This window comes from Microcystis sp. M169S2, from assembly GCF_020245865.1.
Lineage (GTDB): Bacteria > Cyanobacteriota > Cyanobacteriia > Cyanobacteriales > Microcystaceae > Microcystis > Microcystis ichthyoblabe_A.
Map to the genome: position 1 here is coordinate 43,867 of NZ_JADBUB010000113.1, position 23,000 is coordinate 66,866.

The 23,000-nt window shown below is 41.3% G+C and carries 24 protein-coding genes, 1 tRNA gene and 1 pseudogene; 7 read left to right on the forward strand and 19 right to left on the reverse strand.

The annotated features are described in order from the left end of the window. Nucleotides 1-104 precede the first annotated feature (104 nt). From IM485_RS11950 to IM485_RS11960, 3 genes are all read right to left on the reverse strand, one after another. On the reverse strand, nucleotides 105-545 hold the full coding sequence (locus IM485_RS11950; protein WP_002790561.1) for a DUF29 domain-containing protein: 441 nt from the start codon (nucleotides 543-545) through the stop codon (nucleotides 105-107). Between the two features lie 430 nt (nucleotides 546-975). Continuing rightward, the gene (locus IM485_RS11955) at nucleotides 976-1,218 is read right to left on the reverse strand and encodes a DUF2283 domain-containing protein (protein WP_002775710.1); all 243 of its coding nucleotides are present in this window, start codon (nucleotides 1,216-1,218) and stop codon (nucleotides 976-978) included. Beyond that, on the reverse strand, nucleotides 1,169-1,435 hold the full coding sequence (locus tag IM485_RS11960) for a hypothetical protein (protein WP_002798441.1): 267 nt from the start codon (nucleotides 1,433-1,435) through the stop codon (nucleotides 1,169-1,171). Before IM485_RS11960 ends, IM485_RS11955 begins: the two co-directional genes overlap by 50 nt. A gap of 159 nt (nucleotides 1,436-1,594) precedes the next feature. On the opposite strand from IM485_RS11960, the gene IM485_RS11965 reads away from it, so the two are divergent. The 3 genes from IM485_RS11965 (at nucleotide 1,595) to IM485_RS11975 (ending at nucleotide 2,442) form a co-directional block, all read left to right on the forward strand. Further along, a complete protein-coding gene (locus IM485_RS11965) occupies nucleotides 1,595-1,735 on the forward strand; it encodes a hypothetical protein (protein ID WP_192576029.1) in 141 nt (46 codons plus the stop codon). Between the two features lie 67 nt (nucleotides 1,736-1,802). Next, on the forward strand, nucleotides 1,803-2,036 hold the full coding sequence (locus tag IM485_RS11970) for a hypothetical protein (RefSeq protein ID WP_036401137.1): 234 nt from the start codon (nucleotides 1,803-1,805) through the stop codon (nucleotides 2,034-2,036). Further along, nucleotides 2,026-2,442: a type II toxin-antitoxin system VapC family toxin gene (locus IM485_RS11975; RefSeq protein ID WP_353846014.1), complete on the forward strand. Its 417-nt coding sequence runs from the start codon at nucleotides 2,026-2,028 to the stop codon at nucleotides 2,440-2,442. Before IM485_RS11970 ends, IM485_RS11975 begins: the two co-directional genes overlap by 11 nt. A 75-nt stretch (nucleotides 2,443-2,517) precedes the next feature. Here IM485_RS11975 and IM485_RS11980 read toward each other — a convergent pair whose 3' ends face one another. The 6 genes from IM485_RS11980 to IM485_RS12005 all read right to left on the reverse strand — a co-directional run bounded on the left by IM485_RS11980 (nucleotide 2,518) and on the right by IM485_RS12005 (nucleotide 7,302). Then, entirely contained in the window at nucleotides 2,518-4,518 is a 2,001-nt protein-coding gene (locus IM485_RS11980) for an NACHT domain-containing protein (protein ID WP_287743258.1), read from the reverse strand. Nucleotides 4,519-4,807: 289 nt separating this feature from the next. Further along, nucleotides 4,808-5,074 (reverse strand): DUF1214 domain-containing protein, encoded by a 267-nt coding sequence (locus tag IM485_RS11985; protein WP_287743319.1) that lies wholly within the window; start codon nucleotides 5,072-5,074, stop codon nucleotides 4,808-4,810. Nucleotides 5,075-5,219: 145 nt separating this feature from the next. Further along, entirely contained in the window at nucleotides 5,220-5,441 is a 222-nt protein-coding gene (locus IM485_RS11990) for a type II toxin-antitoxin system HicB family antitoxin (RefSeq protein WP_287743261.1), read from the reverse strand. A 2-nt stretch (nucleotides 5,442-5,443) separates the two neighbouring features. After that, the gene (locus IM485_RS22735) at nucleotides 5,444-5,662 is read right to left on the reverse strand and encodes a type II toxin-antitoxin system HicA family toxin (protein ID WP_353846015.1); all 219 of its coding nucleotides are present in this window, start codon (nucleotides 5,660-5,662) and stop codon (nucleotides 5,444-5,446) included. Then, the gene (locus IM485_RS12000) at nucleotides 5,655-6,350 is read right to left on the reverse strand and encodes a metal ABC transporter ATP-binding protein (RefSeq protein WP_002755806.1); all 696 of its coding nucleotides are present in this window, start codon (nucleotides 6,348-6,350) and stop codon (nucleotides 5,655-5,657) included. Before IM485_RS12000 ends, IM485_RS22735 begins: the two co-directional genes overlap by 8 nt. A gap of 10 nt (nucleotides 6,351-6,360) precedes the next feature. Further along, nucleotides 6,361-7,302, reverse strand: coding sequence for a metal ABC transporter solute-binding protein, Zn/Mn family (locus IM485_RS12005; protein ID WP_287743264.1), 942 nt, complete (start codon nucleotides 7,300-7,302; stop codon nucleotides 6,361-6,363). A 608-nt stretch (nucleotides 7,303-7,910) separates the two neighbouring features. On the opposite strand from IM485_RS12005, the gene mfd reads away from it, so the two are divergent. After that, nucleotides 7,911-11,420 (forward strand): transcription-repair coupling factor, encoded by a 3,510-nt coding sequence (gene mfd / locus IM485_RS12010; protein ID WP_287743267.1) that lies wholly within the window; start codon nucleotides 7,911-7,913, stop codon nucleotides 11,418-11,420. 154 nt (nucleotides 11,421-11,574) lie between these two features. On the opposite strand, the gene IM485_RS12015 is transcribed toward mfd, so the two are convergent. From IM485_RS12015 to IM485_RS12035, 5 genes are all read right to left on the reverse strand, one after another. Continuing rightward, nucleotides 11,575-11,661: transfer RNA gene (locus tag IM485_RS12015), tRNA-Ser, on the reverse strand. Between the two features lie 106 nt (nucleotides 11,662-11,767). Next, nucleotides 11,768-12,865: a glycosyltransferase family 4 protein gene (locus IM485_RS12020; RefSeq protein ID WP_287743269.1), complete on the reverse strand. Its 1,098-nt coding sequence runs from the start codon at nucleotides 12,863-12,865 to the stop codon at nucleotides 11,768-11,770. 225 nt (nucleotides 12,866-13,090) lie between these two features. Next, nucleotides 13,091-14,920: a tetratricopeptide repeat protein gene (locus IM485_RS12025; RefSeq protein WP_287743271.1), complete on the reverse strand. Its 1,830-nt coding sequence runs from the start codon at nucleotides 14,918-14,920 to the stop codon at nucleotides 13,091-13,093. 462 nt (nucleotides 14,921-15,382) lie between these two features. Beyond that, nucleotides 15,383-16,219, reverse strand: a complete 837-nt coding sequence (locus IM485_RS12030; RefSeq protein ID WP_104398105.1) for a metallophosphoesterase — start codon at nucleotides 16,217-16,219, stop codon at nucleotides 15,383-15,385. 91 nt (nucleotides 16,220-16,310) lie between these two features. Then, entirely contained in the window at nucleotides 16,311-17,546 is a 1,236-nt protein-coding gene (locus tag IM485_RS12035; protein WP_287743274.1) for an LL-diaminopimelate aminotransferase, read from the reverse strand. Between the two features lie 153 nt (nucleotides 17,547-17,699). Between IM485_RS12035 and IM485_RS12040 the strand changes: the two genes are divergently transcribed. Next, nucleotides 17,700-17,912, forward strand: coding sequence for a DUF2839 domain-containing protein (locus IM485_RS12040; RefSeq protein ID WP_046661580.1), 213 nt, complete (start codon nucleotides 17,700-17,702; stop codon nucleotides 17,910-17,912). 75 nt (nucleotides 17,913-17,987) lie between these two features. On the opposite strand, the gene IM485_RS12045 is transcribed toward IM485_RS12040, so the two are convergent. After that, on the reverse strand, nucleotides 17,988-18,923 hold the full coding sequence (locus tag IM485_RS12045) for an NAD-dependent epimerase/dehydratase family protein (protein WP_287743277.1): 936 nt from the start codon (nucleotides 18,921-18,923) through the stop codon (nucleotides 17,988-17,990). Between the two features lie 401 nt (nucleotides 18,924-19,324). Here IM485_RS12045 and IM485_RS12050 point away from each other — a divergent pair, with 401 nt between their 5' ends. After that, entirely contained in the window at nucleotides 19,325-19,777 is a 453-nt protein-coding gene (locus IM485_RS12050; protein ID WP_287743279.1) for a DUF29 domain-containing protein, read from the forward strand. Between the two features lie 8 nt (nucleotides 19,778-19,785). On the opposite strand, the gene IM485_RS12055 is transcribed toward IM485_RS12050, so the two are convergent. Further along, on the reverse strand, nucleotides 19,786-20,571 hold the full coding sequence (locus tag IM485_RS12055) for a hypothetical protein (protein WP_287743312.1): 786 nt from the start codon (nucleotides 20,569-20,571) through the stop codon (nucleotides 19,786-19,788). 209 nt (nucleotides 20,572-20,780) lie between these two features. Between IM485_RS12055 and IM485_RS12060 the strand changes: the two are divergent. Further along, nucleotides 20,781-20,888, forward strand: a pseudogene (locus IM485_RS12060) (IS630-like element ISMae27 family transposase); the annotation flags it as partial. Nucleotides 20,889-20,935: 47 nt separating this feature from the next. On the opposite strand, the gene IM485_RS12065 reads toward IM485_RS12060, so the two are convergent. From IM485_RS12065 to IM485_RS12075, 3 genes are all read right to left on the reverse strand, one after another. Continuing rightward, a complete protein-coding gene (locus tag IM485_RS12065; RefSeq protein WP_287743315.1) occupies nucleotides 20,936-21,484 on the reverse strand; it encodes a type IV pilin protein in 549 nt (182 codons plus the stop codon). A 352-nt stretch (nucleotides 21,485-21,836) separates the two neighbouring features. After that, nucleotides 21,837-22,370: a type IV pilin-like G/H family protein gene (locus IM485_RS12070; protein WP_287743330.1), complete on the reverse strand. Its 534-nt coding sequence runs from the start codon at nucleotides 22,368-22,370 to the stop codon at nucleotides 21,837-21,839. Between the two features lie 134 nt (nucleotides 22,371-22,504). Next, entirely contained in the window at nucleotides 22,505-22,912 is a 408-nt protein-coding gene (locus tag IM485_RS12075; RefSeq protein WP_104398112.1) for a DUF4164 family protein, read from the reverse strand. Between the last annotated feature and the right edge of the window lie 88 nt (nucleotides 22,913-23,000).

Below are 23,000 nucleotides of genomic sequence, written 5' to 3' on the forward strand. Positions count from 1 at the left end.
AAAAAAGAGGGTTCGCAGGCAGGCACGGATTCCCATTATATATATAAGTATCTGTCAAGGGCGGGGATTTGTCAAGGGTTTTTTTGAAAAAATCTGCCGGAATTTCAGGGGAGAAAATCGGAATCGAGGATTTGTTCGGGACTATAGGGGCAGCTTTCGGCAAAGATAGCGGCCGGTAATTGGCTTTTTTGTCGGACTCGCTTCACTGCTTTGGGGTAAATAACGGCGATTCTGGTTAAAAAATAGTTATAAAGGGTTTTCGACTCCAATAAAAGTTCTAATTCCACCCGAAAGTTACCGATTTCGTCCTGCCATCCCCGCGCACATCTTTCTCGTTCCTCCGGCCAGTATTGGTAGAGGAGCAGATGAATGAGCAATTGTAGGAGATAACTATCTACTTTATGTCTCTGTTCGTTCCCCAATGCTTCGATTTCTTCTCCGAGATGTTCCCAATCTAATACATCTGTCTGTCTTTGTCGCAGTTGTTTGGCCGTTTCTTCTAACCAAGCAGGATAGTCCTGTTCGTATAAGTCTTTAGTTGTCATACCCTATCCTGTTTAGTGCTGGTCAGGTATTAGGTTTTTATTTTTTTGACGCTTATCTAACCTAAAAAAAGAGGGTTCGCAGGCAGGCACGGATTCCCATTATATATATAAGTATCTGTCAAGGGCGGGGATTTGTCAAGGGTTTTTTATTGAGATTTTGTTAATCATCTCGAATACCGTGCATCATGGATTAGTAAACGCTCCGAAAGATTGGCAATATTCCAGTTTTCACCGTTATGTTGAAGAAGGAATTTATGATCAGATGTGGGGAGCTTCAGAAAAGCTGATCTTTGATAGTGATATTGGTATGGAATAAAATGTACAAGTGAAACCCCAAAAATTAAGGTAAGAAATAAAAGCAATGTTGGGTTTTGTCACCTCAACCCAACCTACAAGATCAGCGATCGCACTACAGGATCAGCGATCACCTTTATCGAGAAGAAATAGCTACCTGCACATTCGGAGAAAAATTCTCGATTTTTCGAGAAGCATTAAGAATTTCAATCCCGATTACATTACCTGCTTGATCATAGTCAAGAATAACCCCCGGACTGATTGCCTCACTTTCTTCTACGGGTGTGTCATGCCAGGTAATTGTTAAAACGTCAACTTCAGCATCATATTTAGCTTTCATTTGATAGCTGCCTATATTTTCTAAGTTTACTGGTAACATATAGTGTAACAATTTTTTGAGGCTCAACTAAGTCATTAATGTAAATTCTCAGAAGATACGTTTTATTGTTAATGGCGACAAACGTACCTTGATAAACTTTGAGTCCATCTTCTTCTAAAATTTGCTCAGGATTATTGAGGATGTCCTGCAATATTTTTAAAGAGATTTGGCGTTGAATAATTTTTTCTTCGGCATGGTGACTTAAAATAAAGTTCACGAGGATTTCGGGTTCTTCGGTTTGTCTTATGCAATGGACGGGGTTATAAGGAATGAAACCTTTATAGAGACAGACATTGCCGCAATTTTTGTCAATTGTTGGCGATCTGGAGCGAACTAATCAATTAAATCTCTTGCCAGATAAGGATTGAGTCGATTTATGCCCCCCTATCGAACCATACCAAGTCCCGAAGAGCCACCTACAAGATCGCCCCTCCTCCTCATCAAAAAGCGATCGCCCTTTGCGTTCCTATCCCAAGCGGCAGCTTTAAAGTTTAACCAACAAGATGACAGCGAATAACAATCAATTTGGTGTGTTACATTTATAATATAGATATTTCAAGTAAAAATCATTTCACCAACAGATCATGCTTAATTCTATTAACGCATTATTTGACGGAAAGGTCTTTCATCCAGAGCAACCCGTTAGATTGAAGGCTAATACTCGTGTCCGCATTATTGTTGATAACTTATCGGATGAAAATAATGAACTCACTTCTTTTTTAGAGACAGCAGAATCATTACAACTAGACGGCCCCTCAGATTGGTCAGAAAATCTAGATAAATATTTATATGGCGAAGAAAAAGAGCATGAACCCTGAGAAATTTCTCGATACAAGTTATGCGATCGCTTTATCTTCATCTACGGACGATTATCATCATAAAGCACTTGCCATTGCCCAACAATTAAAAACTTCAAAAACACCTTTAGTTACAACCAGAGCCATTATTTTAGAGATTGGCAATGCTTTATCTAAACAAAAATATCGCTCTAAGTCAATTAAATTATTGTCCTCATTAGAAAAGGACAGAACAGTGACAGTTATTCCCTTATCGGAAATTCTTTATCAAAAAGCTTTTCAACTATATTGTCAAAGAAACGATAAAAATTGGGGAATTGTTGACTGTATTTCTTTTATTGTAAAGGAAGAGCGTAGAATAACGGAAGCATTAACAACGGATATTCATTTTCAGCAAGCTGGTTTTCGAGCTTTGTTGAGAGATTAATCTCAGGGCAGGCGATCGCCCCTTCTCCTCCCCAAAAAAAACGATCGCCCCTTCTCCTCCCCAAAAACGATTGCACTACAAGATCGGTGATTGCACTTCGGGAATTAATCTTAAAACAAAACTATTAAAATTAGGATACAAAGGCTCGATCTTGCAGAATGACGATTGATTAATTAAAGAAAAACTTATTAGCCCATGAATACCATAAAGTTTTACAAAACGTTTTACATCTTGATGTATTTTGGCTTGTGAGCTAGATTTCTTTTCTATTCCAATTCTGCTTTCTAATCTATTTTCAATTTCTTTATCTAGTCCAATTTCAATTGTCTTCCCTATTAGTTGTTCAATGTAGTATTTTCGTAATCCATTTAATCTAGTCTTAGCCCTTATAAAAGATTCTCTTGAATTAGATAAATCAGGGAGTAATAGCTCAAGAACTTGCTTAATATAGGAATCACTAAAACCTAAATCTGAACTTTGTAATTTCAAAAAAAGTTCATCTTTTATCCCATTATCTATATCGCGAGACAAAAGTAGATTTATCCCAGAAAAATGAATTAAAATCATAGCGTCGTTGTAAAACTTATTTAATTTAACGACAAAGTCGTCTTGAGAATTAATCAACTCTTCTAAGTCATCAGCATTAGGTGCTTGATCAAGAGCATTTTGTTTATTTCTCTCTAAAATAATTCGATCTTCGTAATCAATATAAACTTCTATTTTTAAAAAAAACTCTAAAGCTTCATCAATACTAAGATTATCACTTTCAGTTGCAATTATTTCGATCAAAAAACGTTTCATTTGATCAGTAAGAATAACACCACTACAACCAAAATCTCCCTGAAGTAGCCTTTTAACAAAAAGGTACTCCATGATTGAGCGATGAGCAAATTTATAATTTCCCTGTGCATCCCGATTCAAAAGTGATCTTCCACTAAGTTCCCATCGTGTCAAATCGCTATTCCACTCATTGGCTAAACCCTCTAAATCTTGAGAAGGAATTCTCTCCATTCCTCTTTTTTCCCTATTAACATAAAGATTTACAGCAAGCCGTTCTGAGTATTCTCCTAACTTACTTTTGCTTACCCAAGAAGACTCTCGCTCTAACCAAGCATCTACCATTAGTTGATATAGCTGGTAAGATTGAGTTATTTTGTGTCCTGACTCAATAACATCAGGAATATGAGCTAAAAGCATCGGTCTTACACTTAGTGACTTAATCCGATAAGCTAACTCTTTAGCTTTTTTCCGTTTGCTAGAAAGCCAAAAGGGAAAACGCTTTTGAAGATAAAGGTCTATATCATTATCATCAAAAGGAGAAAGATAAAGTTTCCAAAATTCATAAACACCTTTTTCTCCAGCTTTTCGAGGGCCTACCCGAGCAATTCCTGTTTCAACAGGCATTTCTTCATCATTTGGAAAAAATTGTGTTCTGCAAGTAATAATCACTCGCTTGTAATCTCGACAAGCATCCATAAGATGTCTGATGCGTGTACGATGATCTTCAATCGCTTTCGTATCTTCATCTAAGGCATCAAGAAAAATAACAGTCTCATTTTTATTTTCATATTCGCTAATTTGTGTATCAGCATCTTTCAAGCCGAGAGGTACTAAAAATAAATTTTGAGATTTGTTTCGACTTCGACGTAAATTATGAGCATAATAATTTAAAACAAATGATGTTTTGCCAGTTCCAGAGTCAGCTAGTATGAGTAAGTGTCTTTTAGAAGAATCATGATCATCTAAAAAATCATCTATTTTTTTAAATAAACTTTCTCTTGTCGCCATTAATGCTTGTCGTATTTCTTCCTCTTGGGCTGGATCTATATTTGAACACTTAGGACTGATGTAATATTTAGTTGATTGTTGTATTGTTTCTTTATCGTATGCACCTCGACTTAATTTTTCCGTAAGAATTTTGCGATCTTTAAACTCTTTAAAGGTTGAATATAACTTAGTTAATGGAGTTATCGATTTAATAATGAATGGCAAAAATCCAAAGAAAAGCAATAGAAGGATAGTATTGATCCAGTTTTCTGGCAATGGAAAAAGGTGTTTAAAATCATCAATGTTCATAGGAAAATGAATGTATTTATAATAGAAGTTAAATATGTGTATAAAAATAGATACTTGTGGTTTTATGGAACTTGATAGACATTATAAGTTTGCAATGCTCATCAGACTAAAGGATTTAGTGGGATCGCCACTCTCGTCGCTTAAGGTTCAGAAATGCAACCCAACTATAGGAAATAATAACCTAATTGTCGAGTTACTGCAATCATTCTCTCTGACAAAGTTTGATCGCCAAATTTTATCACCTCAACCCAAGCAACAGATCGGCGATCCAGCCATATTCTGGATAGGACTACTTCAACAACTCAATTTCCCCTGGTCGCCAAGTCTTGTCAAACCAAGGCTCAAGCGGGCCATAAAGCCGAAGAATCGTATTCCAACCCGTTTCAGGCATCGTCTGCACCCAGTTATTCTCCTTGCCAGCAGGCGGTTTCGGCCCGAAATAGATATCCACAGAACCATCGGCATTAACCAAAAGTCCCTTTGTCTGACTACCGACACTGGGAAACTGTTGATCCATCTGAATCTGCGATCGCGTCTGGTTACTGTAAAGAATCACTGACCAGAATAGTAGCACGCTAGGATGTGTTAGCGTAACGCAGAATAATTACAAATTCATCATGATTAAAAGCAAAAAAGCGCGTTAAGTAACTATTTTTTAAGTCAAGACGACAATTAGCGATCGCCATTCCCCAAAAATTCCTCTATACAGTGCTTAATGCTTTGATTTTCGCTATCTCTGTTTCTAAGTTGGGAAGTTTTTGATTATATTTTTGGGCTGTTTCTAACCATAAATCTTTTACCATCAGTAATTCTTTTAGGATTTCTTCTAAGGTTTCACCCTGAGCCAAACAGCCAGATAGTGCTGGAATTTCAGCGACAAAACCGCCTTCTTCACAGGGATAAATAATAATTGGATAATTCATCTTTAGTTGTCTCCGATAATTTCAAGGACTCGACGAATATAAACAGATTTTACTTTTTTATTATGAACAGGTATGACCAAAATAATATCATTTCTTTTAAAAATGTGATGGCTACCTGTAATTCGATCAAGGGAAAACCCTTCTAATTTTAGCAGTTTACAAATATCGTTGAATCTTGCGTTATTAGGACTATTCTTGAAAGGGAGAAACCTTTTAACAATACACTTGTTCTAACATAGCGGTAGTGAGAGATTTTTGGCCGTGATAATAGAGACGACGATTGAGACAACCGATCGATTTAACATAGGTAGATAGGGTTCCCAGATCATGGGAAATAATTAAAATAGTCATCCACTCATTCAATTCTTGCAACAGGGAAAAAATACTAGCACGCATTTGGGGATCGACACTAGCAGTGGGTTCATCTAAAATCAAGAGACGGGGTTCTACTGCTAAAGCGCGAGCGATATAAACCCGTTGGCGCTGTCCTCCCGAAAGTTCAGCAATCGATCTTTTTTTCAACGCTAACATTCCCACACTATCTAAAGCTTTATCTACCCTTAACTCATCTTTTTTACTATAGCCTTGCCAGAGTTTTTTGCTGCTCAATCTCCCCATTTTCACCACCTCACCCACAGTGATGGGAAATGAGCGATCGCATTCGACAAACTGCGGCACATAACCGACTAATTCCCGACCTTTTTCGACACTTTGCCCCAAAATACTGACTTCTCCCCGCCAAGGTTTAATTAATCCCAGTAAAACCTTAAGGAGGGTAGTTTTTCCTCCTCCATTCGGGCCGATAATTCCCAGGAAATCTAATTCTTCAATGGTTAAATTAATATCTTCGAGGATAGGTTCCTGTTCGTAGCCGGCCCAGAGATTATTAATGGTAATGATCGTTGACATATACAAGCAATTACTGATTTAAAACTGTGGCCATTTTTTGGGAAACTTGTCGCAGGTTTTCACTCCAATTTTGAGCAAAGGCACTGATAAGGATTACCTGTCCCCCAATTTCCCTAGCAATAGTTTCGGCACTTTTCTGGCTAAATTCCGGTTGAGCAAAAATAACTTTAATATTCTCTTTTTTTGCCTGTTTGATTAGTTGACTTAACTGGGCAGCACTGGGTTCATTACCGTCGATTTCGATCGCAATCATCTCTAAACCGTAATCTTGGGCAAAATAGCCCCATTCGGGATGAAAGACCATAAATTTTTTGTTTTTGACCCCTGCCAAGTTTTGCCGAATTTCTTGATCTAATGCGTCTAATTCCTGACTGAATTTCTGAAAGTTAGCCCGATAGATAGCTTCCTGACCGGGATCGAGTTGTGCTAGGGTTTGATAAATAGTCTTTGCTTGTGCTTTGACTCGTTTTGGTGATAACCAAATATGGGGATCTAGGGTGTTTTTTCCAGCTTGATGTTTTTTTTCCTTAGCGTGATCGTGATTATGATCATGGTCATGATCGTGATTATGTTCTGCTGTCAAAGGGATTTTATCTACTCCTTGACTGGTATCGACGATTAACATCTGCTGGTTAACACTGTTTAAGCGATCTTTCCAGGCATCCTCTAAGGATACACCGATTTTAAAATAGGCTTGCGATCGGGCTGTGGTTTTTAATTGTTCGGGTTTTGGTTCATAGGTGTGGGGATCTGTCCCGGGTTGAATCATGGCATTAACACTGACTCTATCACCGCCGATGCGTTTGACGAAATATTCCTGCGGTACGATACTGACTGTCACCTGTAAGGGTGTCTTTGCTTCCTCTTCCTTGACCGAGGGACCACTACAAGCTGTTAAGCTGGCTATAGTCAGCGTTAAAGCGATCGCTGTTAACTGGAAATTTTTACCCATCGGATTAACTGAGTCTGATTATGATTTGATCCTATCACAGTCGGTGAGAATCGTTATCATTCTGAAAATATTGTGGTATAGATGCACTGGTTTTTCTGCCATCGATCTTTTGCTCCCAATTAAAAAATTTTCTCTTGCCAAGCAACGCTTGACATGATATTATGTAGATAATGGAAAATCCGTGCGCCTGCGACCTCCCTCTGGTCAAGTCAAATAAAGCCCAAAAAAATTAACCCCAAAAAGTACTGGGTAAACTGGAAACTCACAACTGATACTCGTTGAGACTGCACTGGAGTTGGGAGCAGGGAGAGGAAGCCTGAGCATTTGTACTAAAAATCCCAAGAGGCAGTATAAAAAATTCAGTAGAGCTTAACTAGAGCTTGCTGAATAAATCTAAAAACCGTGTTGGGTAATACTTTTAGACTTTTTGGGAAATCAAAAAGTACCGTATCTGGGAGTGATAGGGGGGAAAATTCCGGGACTTTTTCCCTGAAAATTAGGTAATTGACCGCCTGAAAATGGGTAAAACCCTACACCCTACACCCTACCCCCACGAAAAACTTTTTGCCGCAAACCCTAACCAAAAACCGAGTGCCGAACACTAAAAAATGACTTTTGCCTCCGTTATTCGCAACATTGAAAAATCGCCATTAACTGCCGAACTTATCCAAAAACTGGAGAAAAACGGCAATTTAACCCTAACCGGCCTTGCCCGCTTACCGAAAGGATTAATAAGCACAGCTTTCGCCCGTTGTCAAGGAAAAAATCTTTTAATTATCTGTGCCAATCTGGAGGAAGCGGCACGTTGGGCGGCACAATTAGAAGCGATGACGTGGAAAGGTGTTTTCTTTTATCCCACCTCGGAAGCTTGCCCCTACGAGAGATTTAATCGGGAATCCGAGATGATTTGGGGACAGATGCAGGTATTATCGGCCCTTCGACGTAGCTCAGGACAAGCACTAATCGGTCATCAAGAGGTCGGAATGGCGATCATTACCACCGAAAAGGCCCTGCAGCCCCATTTACCCCCTAGAGACGTTTTCGAGCAGTATAGCGATAATTTTGCGGTAGGAAGGGTTATAGAAGCCAAAAACCTCGATCTAACCCTAGCTAGATTAGGATATGAACGGGTTTCACTGGTAGAAACCGAAGGACAATGGAGTCGTCGCGGCGATATCGTTGATATTTTCCCGGTTTCGGCCGAATTACCGGTCAGGTTAGAATTTTTCGGCGATGAATTGGAAAAATTGCGAGAATTTGACCCTGCCACCCAAAGATCCCTCGATTCTATCCCCAATCTGCTTCTTACTCCCACTAGCTTCGCGGCGATGATTGCCCCTTCTCTCCCCCCGAAAGTGGCCGATTATCTGGGGGCTGAAGATCGAGAAAAATTGGCTAATGGCATTTATCCAGAGGGAATTGAGCGATTTTTAGGCTTTTCCTTCCGTCAACCTGCTTCTTTATTGGATTATCTCCCCGAAAATACCCTTATTGCCTTTGATGAACTGGAAAGCTGTCAAGCTAGAAGCGATCGCTGGATAGAATATATTGGGGAACGCTGGCAAGAGATAGAACCACCTTTACCGAAAATTCACCGTTCTTTTGGCGAATCTTTGGAAATATCGGTTAAATTTCCCCATCTCTACCTCTCAGAAATAGACGATCACCTCTCCGAAAATAGTCTTAATCTCTCCAGTCGTCCGATTCCCACCAATCCGGGGCAATTCGCCAAACTAGCGGAAATTTTACGGGGAAAAAGAGAGATTTATAGCGGTATTAAAGTAAATAAGTACGCTACATGGTTAATATCTGCCCAACCCTCCCGCACAGTCTCGTTATTACAGGAACACGACTGTCCGGCCCAATTTATCCCCAATCCCCTTGATTTTGGGGCGATCGAGCGCTTAATAATTCAAAACACCGCTACAGCCCTAAAATACTCAGGATTAGCTGAATTAGAAGGTTTTATTCTACCCACCTATCGCATAGTCGTCGTTACTGATCGAGAGTTCTTCGGGCAACATCTTTTAAATACTGCCGGTTACGTCCGCAAACGTCGGCAAGCAGCCTCGGTACAGGTGGACGTGAACAAACTCCGTCCCCTCGATTTTGTAGTACATAAACACCATGGCATCGGACAGTTTATCAAACTAGAAAAGCAGGAAAGCACAATTAGCGGAGTAGTGCAAGGTCGAGATTATCTAGTTATTAAGTATGCCGATGGATTATTGCGGGTTCCTGCCGATTCTGTTGATAATCTCTCCCGTTATCGTCATACAGGTAATCAAGAGCCTGAATTACATAAAATCTCTGGCAAAGCGTGGGAAGCGACGAAAGCCCGCGTTAGGAAGTCAGTTAAGAAGTTAGCGGTTGATTTAATCAATATTTACGCCCAACGCGCCCAAAAATCGGGTTTTGCCTATCCGATGGATAATCCCTGGCAGCGGGAGTTAGAGGATTCTTTTCCCTACCAACCCACTGCTGATCAATTAAAAGCGATACAGGATGTGAAACGGGATTTAGAAAGCGATCGCCCGATGGATCGCTTAGTCTGTGGGGATGTGGGTTTTGGTAAGACAGAAGTGGCCATTCGTGCTATTTTTAAAGCTGTCACCACGGGTCATAAACAGGTGGCTTTATTAGCACCAACAACAATTTTAACCCAACAACATTATCACACCCTAAAGGAGCGTTTTGCTCCCTATCCCATTAATGTGGGTTTATTAAATCGTTTTCGCACCAATTCCGAGAAAAAAGATATCGTCCAGCGCTTGAAAACGGGGGAATTGGATATAGTAGTGGGTACTCAGTTGTTATTGAGTAAAGCGGTGGAGTTTAAAGATTTAGGATTATTGGTAATTGATGAAGAACAGCGTTTTGGTGTCAATCAAAAGGAGAAAATTAAGGCTTTTAAAAGTAATATTGATGTGTTAACCTTGAGTGCGACACCGATTCCCCGAACTCTTTATATGTCCCTTTCTGGGGTGCGAGAAATGAGTTTAATTACCACACCTCCCCCCTCTCGTCGTCCCATCCAAACCCACCTTTCCAGTTATAATTCTGATGCGATTAGAACGGCAATTCGCAACGAATTGGATCGGGGGGGACAGATTTTTTATGTAGTACCCAGAATCGAGGGAATTGAAGAAAAAGCAGCAGCAATTCAAGGGATGATTCCTGGTGCTAGAATTTCCATTGGTCACGGTCGTATGGATGAATCCGAATTAGAGACCACCATGTTAGCATTTAATAATGGGGAAGCGGATATCTTAGTCTGTACGACTATTGTGGAGTCGGGGTTAGATATTCCCAGAGTTAACACGATTATCATTGAAGATGCCCAAAAATTCGGTTTAGCGCAACTCTATCAACTGCGGGGACGGGTGGGGCGATCGGGAGTACAAGCGCACGCGTGGTTACTTTATCCGGCCAAGGCAGAACTAACAGAAACCGCTCGGGAAAGATTAAAGGCAATTCAAGAATTTACCCAGTTAGGATCGGGGTATCAATTAGCGACTAGGGATCTGGAAATTCGCGGCGCGGGTAACTTATTGGGTGCGGAACAATCGGGACAAATGGAAGCGATCGGTTTTGATCTATATATGGAAATGTTACAGGAAGCTTTGCGGGAAATTCAAGGTCAAGAAATTCCCCAAGTGGAGGATACCCAAATCGATCTGAAATTAACGGCATTTATTCCTAACGATTATATATCCGATCCGGAACAGAAAATGGATGTCTATCGGGCGATCGCTACTGCCAATTCTCAGAAAAATTTAGGACAAATTGCTGCGGATTTAGTGGACAGATATGGGGCAATTCCTGCACCGGTGGCACAATTATTTAAGGTAATCGAGTTAAAACATCTGGCTAAGTCCCTCGGTTTTTCGCGAATTAAACCCGATGGAAAACAGCATATTATCCTAGAAACTCCTATGGAGGAACCAGCGTGGAAATTATTACAAGAACACCTACCCCAACATATACAATCACGCTTTGTTTATAGTCCCAAACAGGTGACGGTTAGGGGTTTAGGATTGGTAAAACCACCACAGCAGTTAGATAGTTTATTGGAGTGGTTAGCTAAGTGTAAAGATGGTTTACCGACGAGGAATTAGACTAAATCCTGTTTGAAAAGTATAGGAGAGTGGGTGATGGGGAGATGGGGAGCAGGGGAGAAGATAATAAATAAGAGTAATCTCCTGAATTCAGAATCCTGACTCCTATACTCTGTTATAAAAAGCACCTCATAGACATGAGATGCTTTGGGGACGGAGAGAGAGGGATTCGAACCCTCGTTAAAGTTACCCCTAAACAGCATTTCCAGTGCTGCGCCTTCAACCGCTCGGCCATCTCTCCAATTGAGGTCACGATCATCAATCCTACAGCAAATGCTGCCGATCTGTCAAATTATTTTTTGATGGGAAACGCTGTCACCTGTCTGGGGTCCCCACTGTAAGACTTTTCAAGCACACCCTAGATATTGATTTAAGATTGCTGCCGTAGCTAGACCAGTTTTTTGCCAACTAAACTCATCGGCCCGTTTTTTGCCTAGATAACTTAATTTTGAGTGTAATTGTCGATCTTGAGCGATAATTTTCAGGGCATCGGCCAGGGACTCGACTCGATAGGGATCGATTAAAATTGCCGCTGTTGCCGTGACTTCGGGCAAAGATGACAAATTTGAGGTAATGACCGGTGTACCGCAGGCCATAGCCTCTAAAACGGGCAATCCGAAGCCTTCCCAGAGACTGGGGAAGACTAAAGCAGTGGCTTGACTGATCACCTTGGGCAGCTCATCGTAGGGGATATAATCGAGGAATTTAATGCGATCGCTGACTGCCAATTCTCGCGCTTGTTGTTGTAAATTGGGGGTATAACGGCGATCAAAGCTGCCAGCAATCCAAAGATGATAATCGCTTAAATCTGGAGGCAGTTGGGCAAAAGCGGCGATTAAACGCGGTAAATTTTTATAGGGATTTGGACGACCGAGATAGAGAAAATAGGGATGCTCTGGCTTATTATCTTCCATAGGACGAAAGTGATGATGATCATAGGCTAGGGGAATTGAAGTAATTTTATCGGCGGGAATTTGATAATATTCAGTGATATCTTTGGCCGTTGCCTGAGAGTTACAGATAATATGTTTTGCCTGTTGTAATACCTGCGGCACATAATAACGGAAATAGTGGGTTAAGGGGGAAGTAAGACTGGGAAACCGCAGGGGAATTAAATCGTGGACCATGACGACAAAGCGACAGGGAGAATTTATCGGCGCTTCCGGAAGGGGAGAAAAGAGTAAATTGGCCTTTAATTGTCGGTAAATTGACGGTAACCGAAACTGAGTCCAGAGTAAGCGTTTTAAATGACCTTTCGCTCCTCGATCAGGACCGAGACCTTTGGGGATAGAATAACAGTTAAAGTCGGGATAACTATTAGCTGTTAGTAGGGTTGGTTCTAAATTTTTCAGGTAGGGTAAGAGGTTAAGAATGTAGGTACTGATTCCTGTGGGTTGGGGAAAAAGTACCGAGAGATTAATTAATAACTTATGCTGTGTATTCACTAATTAGGGTCTGCTGAAAAAGTTTTTCGTGGGGACAGGGTGTGGGGTGTGGGGTGTGGGGTGTGGGGTGTGGGGTTTTAGCGATTTTCATCTGGTCAATTACCTAATTTTCAGGGAAAAAGTCCCAGAATTGTACCCCCGATCACTCCAATGGTTGGCACTTTTTGAGGTAAAAAAAGTCTAAAAGTCTTACCCAATAAGGTTTTTAGATTTATTCAGCAAACCCTAATTACCCTGTTGATATTTGCTGAGGATTTCTGAGATATATTGGTAGCCTTCCAGTCCAATAGATTTAATCAGCGAGGAACGTTCCAGACTGAAAGTCTGTTCAAAAGCTGCGATATTTTTGCCGCGAATAACCGTTAATAGACTAGCAGCTTGTCGCCATTCTACTGCACCGATTTCGTGTAGCCAATACATTCCTAGAGAACCCATATAAATTGCCTGTTCAAAATTCTTGTCTTGATAGTAAGCTTCGCCTAAATAAGTTAGTAATAAACCTTGCAGATATACATCTCCGTAGTATTTGGCCGATTCTAATCCTTGTAGGAGAATATTAATCGCTTCTTGGGTTCTTTCAAGGACAAGATATGCTAAACCTAAACTGCTACAACAAAGGGATTTACTCTGCCAATCTTGGAGACTTTCCGCTAACTTTAATCCCTGCTGTAAATACTCGATCGAACTTTGATAAATTTCGGGATCGTATCTCTCTAACTGTTGCGCTTCCTGTACCTGACTATAACCCAAATTAGCTAAAGCGTTAGCCTGTCCTAAACTATTACCCTGTTGACGACTTAAAATTAAAGCTCTCTGACTTAAATTAATCGCTTCTGCATAGTTTTTTTGGATAGCATTGAGACGAGATAAATGGTTTAAATTAGCTATTTCACAAGCAGAGTCCTGTTGTTGACGGGCAATTTCTAAAGCTTGTTGATGACATTCTCTGGCCTGTGGATAGTCGCCGCGAATGCGATTAGAATAGGCAATTAAAGTTAAAATTCTCGCCTTTTCTCCCGTGCCTTCCACATAACGCAGAGGAATTGATAAATAGTCTAACGCATCCTTGAGATAACTGCCAGAAAAGGAGGCAAAAATTCCCCCGTATAAAGGAAAATAATCCCGTTGAGCAAAGGTTCTCAGAATTTGTAAAGCCATCTGAAAACAGCCCCGACTATAGAGAGAATTTTTACTAACTTGCTCGAAACTATTGGTTAACAGCGACCAAATTAAAGCAAAGGTGAGAAAGGTAGAGATGGATAATTTTGCTCCTAATTTTTCGCTATAGATACGCTGATCAAAAAAGTTAATTAGTCCCCTTTGGATATATTGAAAAACAATAGCAGTTTCTACCCAATCGGTTAAAGTTAAATCCTGAGTAATAGAATCAAAAGCTTGTTGATTAGCTAAACTTTCTAAGACTCGTTTTAACCAAGAGGGATTAACTTTACTTGCCCAAATTTGCCAAGGGGTCACTCGCTCATTATCATTAGTAAAACCAAGATTGCGATTTTGTTCGTACAGCCAACTGGTGAGATCATTCGATAAATTTGACCAAGTATTTAACCCCAGATTAATCCCCGTGGCAATTTGCCATAAATCCGCTTCTCCCCGCTGCTGAGCAACTGTCTGTAAATGCTTGGCTAACTGTTGTAATTGTTCTAGGGTTAAAGCATTATTTTGATTGGGATCAATTAAATTAACTAACGTCAGTAAACGATCCTCTCGATCGATTTTTACCAGATTATTGATCGCCGCTGCAGTGAGAGAATTTTGCTGATTGGTTTTTTGGTATTTTTCCCATTCACTTTCGATCGTTTCCAAAGCCCGCAAAACCCTAGTCGCTTTAATTTTTGTTTCTAACTGTGAGCGAGTAACGATCATTTTTTCGGTTAAACAACGCTCAAAAATTTCTCCTGTGCCATTTTTTACTCCCTCGGCTAAAAGGTTATAAACCTGTGATTTAGCCCTAATTTTTCCTTCTAAAGTTAGATTGACAATGCGCTCAATTAGTGCTTTATAAGTTTCGTTGAAGTTATCTCTATTTTCTGTCATAAGTGTTTTTTTCAGTTATCAGTAAACAGTAATCAGTAATTAGTGAAAAGACAGTAGGAAAATTCTAAGCTGTACTGAATTTAAACTGCATATTGGAAATTTAGTACAAATGCTCAAACTTCCTCTCCCTGCTCCCAACTCCGGTGCAGTCTTAACGAGTAATTTATATAGTCAACAGCTTATCAGTTATCAGATGTGAGTTTTCAGTTCACCGACTACTTTTTGGGGTTAATTTTTTTGGGCTTTATTTGACTTGAAAAGAGGGGGGTCGCAGGCTGGCACGGATTCCCATTATATAAGAAATTATCTGTCAAGTCGTGGGGTTTTGTCAAGCTTTTTTGGAAAAAAAATTAACCGATAGTCTTAACGAGTAATTTAGATAGTCAACAGCTGATTTAATGCGGCATACTTAAAACTTAAAACTTAAAACTTAAATCTGATAACTGATAACTGATAACTGATTCAAGACTGACTACTGTTGATCAAAGTAATTACCGTCACTTCGGGGGGACAAAAAAGACGACCGGGAAAATAGGTTCCTAAGCCTCGATTCACATATAGTTGATTGTCCCCGACTCGATGAAATCCCTCGGACCATTGCCAGTATCGGACTACTCTGCTAAACTGCCGATGAAGGGGAACCCATTGACCATAGGGTTCGGGCAGCGATCGCCTAAGTTCCTCTAAAATTATCGGTAGGGAACCGATACCCGGGATAGTCACTTGGCCTCCGTGGGTATGACCGGATAACTGCAAATCCACGCGCCAATCCTTTAAAATCATGGCTGTATCGGGATTGTGGGAAAGGACGAGTCTGGGTATATCGGGGGAGATTTGCTCGAGGATTTGCGGTAAAAATTCCCCGGACCAATAATCGGCCAATCCGACGATGGGAAAATTTTCGCCGTAGGGTGTGACGATTTCATTCCAGAGTACCCGAATTCCCACGCTAGTTAAGGCCGATCTGACCGTTTCCCTTGCGTTGGGAAGATAACTGTCATGATTTCCTAAACAAGCATAAATACCCCCTTGACTTTTGAGAGCTTTTATGCTCTCGACTAGGGCAAAAATTGGACTGGGACTATAGGTGATAAAGTCCCCCGTCAGGAAGATGAGATCGGGTTTTTCCTGATTAGTAATGGCGATCGCTTCTTGCAGGACAGCTTCAGGCAAATGCTGTTCATCGCAGTGCAGATCTGACCACTGCACCAACTTGATCCCTTGCAGAGCTGCTGGTAAGCCGGCAATTGCGATCGTTAATCTTTCTACCTGTAAGGATTCTAACCAAAAGGGTCGCATCGGTGAGCCGTTGTCGGTGAGCAGTTACCAGTCTATCAATTCCCGATGGGGTTGTTGGGGGATGCTTCCGCAAACATCCCTCTCTTGAGGATTAGCCTGGAAATTTATCGATAATTCTTTCCATAGCGGCCTCGACGTTGGCACGACTATTAAAAGCCGATAGCCGGAAATAACCCTCTCCGGCGGCCCCAAAGCCAGATCCAGGAGTCCCCACCACATTACAGGTATGTAGCAGTTTATCGAAGAAATCCCAACTTGATAGACCTTGGGGCGTTTTTACCCAAACGTAGGGCGCATTTACGCCACCATGGACTTCTAAACCGGCGGCGGTTAATTTTTCTCGGATAATTGTTGCATTTTGTAAATAAAACTTGACAAGTTCTTGTACTTGTGCTTGTCCTTCCAGGGAATAAACCGCCTCGGCCCCCCGTTGGACAATGTAGGAAACGCCGTTAAATTTGGTCGATTGCCGACGATTCCACAGTTTCCAGAGTTGCACATCACTGCCGTCGGCCGCCTTGGCCGTGAGACTTTGGGGAACCACAGTTAAAGCGCAACGAGTCCCAGTAAAACCGGCATTTTTAGAAAAAGAGCGAAATTCGATCGCACATTGCCGCGCCCCCTCGATTTCGTAGATGGAATGGGGTAAACTGGCATCGGTGATAAAGGCCTCATAGGCCGCATCAAAAAAGATAATCGATCCGTTGGCCCTAGCATAATTAACCCAAGCTGTCAAGTGTTCTTTGGTAGCTGTGGCCCCGGTGGGATTGTTGGGAAAACAGAGATAGATTAAATCGACTTTTTCCGCCGGAATCTGGGCAGTAAAGTTATTTTCGGCGGTAATTGGCAGATAAATCAAGCCCTCGTATTCGCCGCGGTCGTTGACCTCTCCCGTGTGTCCAGCCATAACGTTAGTATCGACGTAAACGGGATATACTGGGTCAGTAACAGCGATCGAGTTATTATCTCCAAAAATATCGAGAATATTGCCCGTATCGCACTTAGAACCGTCGGAAATAAAGATTTCATCGGCACTTATCTCACAACCGCGAGCCTGAAAATCATGGACGGCGATTTTCTCCCGTAACCAAGCATAACCCTGTTCGGGCCCGTAACCCTTAAAGCTAGAGCGATCGCCCATTTCCTCTACTGCTTTGATCATGGCCTCACGACAAGCTTGGGGCAAAGGTTCGGTGACATCCCCAATCCCCAGACGGATAATATTAGCATCAGGATTGGCTGCCGCAAAAGCCTGGACTCGTCGGGCAATTTCCGGGAAAAGATAACCCGCTTTTAGTTTTAAGTAATTACTGTTAATGGTTGCCATAATTATTCTCGTTTCAGTCGCAACCTTTAATTTTATAATAGTCGGTCGTCGGCCGTCAGTTTCGATCGCCCTCCTTGATGGACTGGGATTGGGTGTGGCCTGTTGTCTTTCGATATACAATCAGAGAAAAACCTCTTAATAACTGACATTAGTATGGGTGAATCAAAACGTCGTCAATCGGCCCTGGGTGATAAGTATGGACAGGAAGAAAATATCCTGCCTTGGCTACCGATTACCAAAAGTCAAGCATCCCAAGCTTACAAGTTAACCACTAGGGGTGCCTGGATTGGTATAGGAGTTTTAGCTGGGGTTTGGCTAGTTATTCGTTTTGTCGGGCCGGCCTTCGGTTGGTGGAATGTCCAATAACCGGTTAAAGCTGCATCAGTTATCAGTTATCAGTTATCAGTTATCAGTAAAAAACTCCCCACCAGAAAATTAATTTTATTGGTTTGCCAAGATCTGGTCATCGATCGCCAAGTCTATTTCTTGTTGATCGCGACCGGAAGCGAGATAATCATTCTGGAAGGAGTCTGTTAAACCACTGACGAGATCATATTCAGGCTGCCAGTTTAACTCCCGGGTAGCTTTATTAATATCAGCGTAGAAATGTTGAACCCGCAGGGGGAAAGGTTTCTTTTTGCCGAAGTCAAATTTTTTGGGGTTATAGTTAACAATCTCGATTTCCTCGGCATTTTTCCCCATGGCTGCCGCGCAAGCTTTTGCTAAACCGTTAAAAGTTACATAGCGATCGCCTGAAATATTATACACTTGACCGATAGCCTGAGAATTACCCAATACTGCGGCCATGGCCTTGGCCAGATCGACAACGTGACCAAATTGGGTAAAATGTTCCCCATGACCGGGTATAGGAATAGGACGATTACGAACCAAACGGTCAAAAAACCAAGCTTCTAGGTCATTATAGTTGCCCGGTCCGTAGATATAAACCGGACGGATGGAAGTCCAGGGTAAACCCATTTCGCTTAAATAGTTTTCTGTCTCATGTTTTCCCTTGTGGCGACTTTTGGGGTCTAGTTTATCCCCTTCTTTATGGGGCATTTGGTCGGATTTTAGATAAACCCCCGCCGAGCTAACATAGACAAAATGCCGGATTCTGTCTCTAAAAATCTCGACGAGGGGCTGAGTATCACTTAATTCCCTGCCATTATTATCGAAAATTGCCTCAAAACTCTCATTTTTAAGCTTTTCTTTCAGTTGCGCTGCATCTTTGCGATCGCAGTGGATCTGTCGTACTCCAGCAACCGGAGCGGGTTTATTGCCACGATTGAATAATACTACTTCATGACCCTGTTCTACTAACACTTTAGTCAAAGAAACACCGATAAATCGGGTTCCACCCATAATTAAAATTTTCATAAGTCGCCATTGTCAATATCAAGGTTATATTATCCCTCGATCGGTGCAGTTTAAAAACTGTGCTTTTTAGGTTTGTGTCATCAATCCAGTCTTTTGGGGGATTCTACCCCCCAAACCCCCCGTTGGGGACGCAAGCGCGGTCACTGAGCGTGTCGAAGTGCCGTCCCCAAACCCCTCGCGCATTAGCTTTTCGGTGGGATGCTTACACGCGGCTGTTCATACATTTGTAGCAGTTTAAGAGTGACTGATAATTGCTGATTATCGGTATTTCCGAAAATGTGAGATGCACCCAAACCGAGCGACTTTTAATGCAAGTTTTAAGTAAGCGCCAATTCAGACTTAAATTGTTGGCGAAGTTTCGGTAAAATGAAGGTAATTAGTCAACAGAGGAGGTCAAAATTATGACTTTAGCCAAGGTAAAAAATCTTTATGATCAAGATTTTGCTTTGTGGATAGAGAAGACGGTCAAACAATTAAAATCCGGGGATTTATCTCAAGTTGATTTAGAGAATTTGATCGAGGAGGTGGAATCTTTGGGAAGACGAGACAAAAGAGAACTAAAAAACCGTTTAATTACATTATTTGAACACTCTTTAAAACGGCGTTATCTTTCTTTGTCCGACTGTTATCGAGGTTGGGAAGTCACAATTAAACGCTGTCAATTTAAGTTAAAAGATATCCTTAACGATTCCCCTAGTTTATGCAGTTTTTTAACCGATATTTGTGATGATTGTTATCAGGAAGCGGTGGAGAATATGCGAATTGAATATGATGCTATGTTTCCCGATGTTTGTCCCTTTGCTAAGGATATTGATGGCTTATTAAATCATAAGTTTTGGCAGGATGAAAAATAGGCTAACCCCTAATCCTTGGGGGGAATTGCCATCACTTGATTATTATTAATCACCAATTTACCGCCCAATTTTTCGATATTTTCCTTAGCTAACCTGCGGGTTTCTTCGTCTTGGCTATTTATCCAGACTAACATCCAGGCACCAACTCTGGGAGCGCGACTATCGGGATTAGTTTCTAAAAATTTTACTGTTCCCCTGGCGGATTTTTCGATAAATTCATTACCAGCAATTTTTGCCCAATCGCCAGCCATTTGATAGGATTTTTTCGCCGCAGGAATATCGCCTAAAAATAATAGTTCATCCACTCCTTTATATAACCAAATAAAATAGGCATCGATGACATCAGGAGTTAGTTTTGATAAACCCTTATTCATAATCTCAATTGTTCTTTCGGGTTTGCCGGCATTGACAGAAGAAGGGACGGACATCATCAAATAGGCGCGGACAAATTTCGGGTCATTTTTAGTGACAATTTCCATAAAATCGGGACTTAAACCGTAGCCAGTCTCCTTGCGAGCATCCCCATCGCCATAATATTGAATAAACTGCAACATTGACCAATTGGCTAACATATTGTCAAAGCCAAAAGCTGGCATATTTTTTAATAACTGAACCTGAGCATTTTCTATGGGAGATTCTTGACTATAATTTCTTTCTAATAACTTTTCTTTGGTCAAGGTTTTCACCTTTTCCTGTTGCATTTCCACAATGACCATGATTAGTCCACCGATGACGGCGACTAAACCAAGAGTTTTAAGTAGGGATAGATTAAGAGATTTTTTAGCGCCTAGCATAGCTTTTAACGAAAGTCAATAACATTAACAAAAATAAAAGGTTTTTCGGTTATTTTAAGTAGGTAGGTGTTAAAAGTTGTCAGACACCCCCCTTATTAAGGGGGGCAGGGGGGATCAGAGGCAAAATCTATCTTCAATTTAATTATAACTATTTACTTAGAGACTGTTCGTAAATGAATATTAAGCGGGAAACTGACCATTTTGATTAACCTCCCTATTGTTGAGAAGTAAATCCCATTGAGGGAGTTTGTCCATATTTGAAAAACTTATTGGCATGGAGTAATTTTAACTCCCTTGATCACCCAAGAAGTAAACTTGACAATGGATTTAAGGTAATGGATTTGCCTACGGAGGCGATCATGGATTAATTACCCGGCTGAACCGATGATGGAACATCAATGCTATCGGGACTACTACAACCAGCCTCACCGGTCACAAAAACATTATCTTGTAAAGGACTTTTAGCCTCACAGATAACGGGCAATAAGCGCCCGTCTGGTATCAGTCGGACTCCCCCTGCATAGTTTTTAATATCATTATCAAATTCAAGCTTTGCCACCGCTCGATAGGAAGATAGAGTATTATTGGGAGTAAGAGTAGGAGGGCTCCCGGAGGGGGTATTGTAATCGCTAAAAGTATAAAATTTAGCGGTGTTAATGCCACTAATGGGTAATTGATTTAGCCTGGCAAAAATACCATTTTCGTAGCGATAAGCCTGTTGGGCGCGATTGATTTGTCCCAGTATCGCCAGTGCTTCTGCTTGCCTACCTTTGGCGACTTGTTGTAATAGATTCGGTAAACCGACGGCGGCGAGAACTCCTAATATAATCACCACTACTAGCAATTCTATTAAGGTAAAACCCCTCGCTTTTTTCCCTTGTGATTTAATTGCTAAAAAAAGAAGGTATTTCATGGTTAGGCCCTGGCAATATTGTCTGTATTTTTCTAGTTGGGCGTTGGAGATTTCAGTTATCAGCTTCCTATGGCAATAGGTAAGGGACTCCAAGAAAGAATCTGGCAATTCCCTTACCTAAAAAGAAGGTCAGTACGTCAAGGCTTTCAGCTTAAGAAATTAGGTTTGAGATTCAGTCCTTGTTATCAGAGGTGAGTTTTTAGTTCACCGTTTACTATTCACTGATAAAATCCCATCCCCAAAGTAACCAAGAGCGCAGATTTTCCAAGAGAATATTTTCCTGTCACCTTCGGCTAACTATCAATTCTTGGTTGTTATGCCAGAAAGCTTTTAAGCAATCTGGGAAGAATATCTATCTGACTGTTGTGGCGTTGGTACCACACTGTGCAGCTGCAGCCGCTGTACCAATGGTTGGGGCACCTAAGTTATTGGCGCTGGGATTGGTTGTTTGTTCGCAGATAACAGCAGTGAAAGTTCCATCCCCTTGTTGACCTACTGCGGCATTGTAATCCAGAATGTCATTAGTAAAAGCACTTTTGGCATCCGCCTTTTGACCAGAACCGTTAACCAGTACAGTGGTAGTGTGCGTTGCCGAATCGGCAAAATCGTAATACTGTCCACTTAATTTAACGGGAAGGTCTGCCAGAAGAGCGAAGGTACCCTTTTCCAAGCGGTTAACTTGCTGGGCGCGGTTAACGACACCGAGGTTGGTGCGAGCTTCAGCTTGTCTGCCTTTGGCCACCTGACCGAGGAGGTTGGGGAGAGCGATGGCGGCCAGTACACCAATGATGATAACAACCACTAGGAGTTCGATGAGGGTGAAACCTTTGTTACCGTTCTTTTTGTTGAGAGCTTGGATGAGTTTGAATTTGAAAGCGGAGTTCATAGCTGTATTCCTGATGGATGTTTTCTTGTCTGTAATCAATTTACCCATTTGTTTCAAAAAACCTATCACCCTTGGAAAAAATTTTTTTTGGGGAAGTGGGGTGGTGGGGAAGTAACTGTTTCTCAGGGTAACTTCTAGGGATTGGGGAAAAAACCAAAAAGTTTAGCAGCACCTCCCAAGACAGCAACCACCAAAGCGATGAGAATCCCCCGGTTGGTAAATTCCTGATAAGCAACCCGTACCGTTAATCCCTCGATTTTCTCGTCTAATACCTTAGTATCGCCTTTTAAATCAGCTTGGCCTATCTCCAGTTTCGTCAACCGCTCATCTACCTTGTCAAATCTCTCATCTACCTTGTCAAATCTCTCATCTACCTTGTCAAATCTGTCATTCATCCGTTTTTCCAGGGAGTCGATTTTCTCATCCATCCGTTTTTCCAGGGAGTCGATTTTCTCATCCATCCGTTTTTCCAGGGAGTCGATTTTACTCTCAATCCTTGTCAGGACGGATTCTAGGGAATAGGTGACGGTTTCGTTAGACATTTTGCTATACTCCTATAGATTCTTGAGTTTTTTATCGTTCTCAGGGAAGTGACTGTTTCTCAGGGTGACTTCTAGGGATTGGGGAAAA

Coding starts and splice junctions, on each gene's coding strand:
- IM485_RS11950 (WP_002790561.1), bottom strand. CDS start 545: ATGACAACTAAAGACTTATACGAACAGGACTATCCTGCTTGGTTAGAA.
- IM485_RS11955 (WP_002775710.1), bottom strand. CDS start 1,218: ATGTTACCAGTAAACTTAGAAAATATAGGCAGCTATCAAATGAAAGCT.
- IM485_RS11965 (WP_192576029.1), top strand. CDS start 1,595: ATGCCCCCCTATCGAACCATACCAAGTCCCGAAGAGCCACCTACAAGA.
- IM485_RS11970 (WP_036401137.1), top strand. CDS start 1,803: ATGCTTAATTCTATTAACGCATTATTTGACGGAAAGGTCTTTCATCCA.
- IM485_RS11975 (WP_353846014.1), top strand. CDS start 2,026: ATGAACCCTGAGAAATTTCTCGATACAAGTTATGCGATCGCTTTATCT.
- IM485_RS11980 (WP_287743258.1), bottom strand. CDS start 4,518: ATGAACATTGATGATTTTAAACACCTTTTTCCATTGCCAGAAAACTGG.
- IM485_RS11990 (WP_287743261.1), bottom strand. CDS start 5,441: ATGAATTATCCAATTATTATTTATCCCTGTGAAGAAGGCGGTTTTGTC.
- IM485_RS12000 (WP_002755806.1), bottom strand. CDS start 6,350: ATGTCAACGATCATTACCATTAATAATCTCTGGGCCGGCTACGAACAG.
- IM485_RS12005 (WP_287743264.1), bottom strand. CDS start 7,302: ATGGGTAAAAATTTCCAGTTAACAGCGATCGCTTTAACGCTGACTATA.
- mfd (WP_287743267.1), top strand. CDS start 7,911: ATGACTTTTGCCTCCGTTATTCGCAACATTGAAAAATCGCCATTAACT.
- IM485_RS12025 (WP_287743271.1), bottom strand. CDS start 14,920: ATGACAGAAAATAGAGATAACTTCAACGAAACTTATAAAGCACTAATT.
- IM485_RS12030 (WP_104398105.1), bottom strand. CDS start 16,219: ATGCGACCCTTTTGGTTAGAATCCTTACAGGTAGAAAGATTAACGATC.
- IM485_RS12035 (WP_287743274.1), bottom strand. CDS start 17,546: ATGGCAACCATTAACAGTAATTACTTAAAACTAAAAGCGGGTTATCTT.
- IM485_RS12040 (WP_046661580.1), top strand. CDS start 17,700: ATGGGTGAATCAAAACGTCGTCAATCGGCCCTGGGTGATAAGTATGGA.
- IM485_RS12045 (WP_287743277.1), bottom strand. CDS start 18,923: ATGAAAATTTTAATTATGGGTGGAACCCGATTTATCGGTGTTTCTTTG.
- IM485_RS12050 (WP_287743279.1), top strand. CDS start 19,325: ATGACTTTAGCCAAGGTAAAAAATCTTTATGATCAAGATTTTGCTTTG.
- IM485_RS12055 (WP_287743312.1), bottom strand. CDS start 20,571: ATGCTAGGCGCTAAAAAATCTCTTAATCTATCCCTACTTAAAACTCTT.
- IM485_RS12065 (WP_287743315.1), bottom strand. CDS start 21,484: ATGAAATACCTTCTTTTTTTAGCAATTAAATCACAAGGGAAAAAAGCG.
- IM485_RS12070 (WP_287743330.1), bottom strand. CDS start 22,370: ATGAACTCCGCTTTCAAATTCAAACTCATCCAAGCTCTCAACAAAAAG.
- IM485_RS12075 (WP_104398112.1), bottom strand. CDS start 22,912: ATGTCTAACGAAACCGTCACCTATTCCCTAGAATCCGTCCTGACAAGG.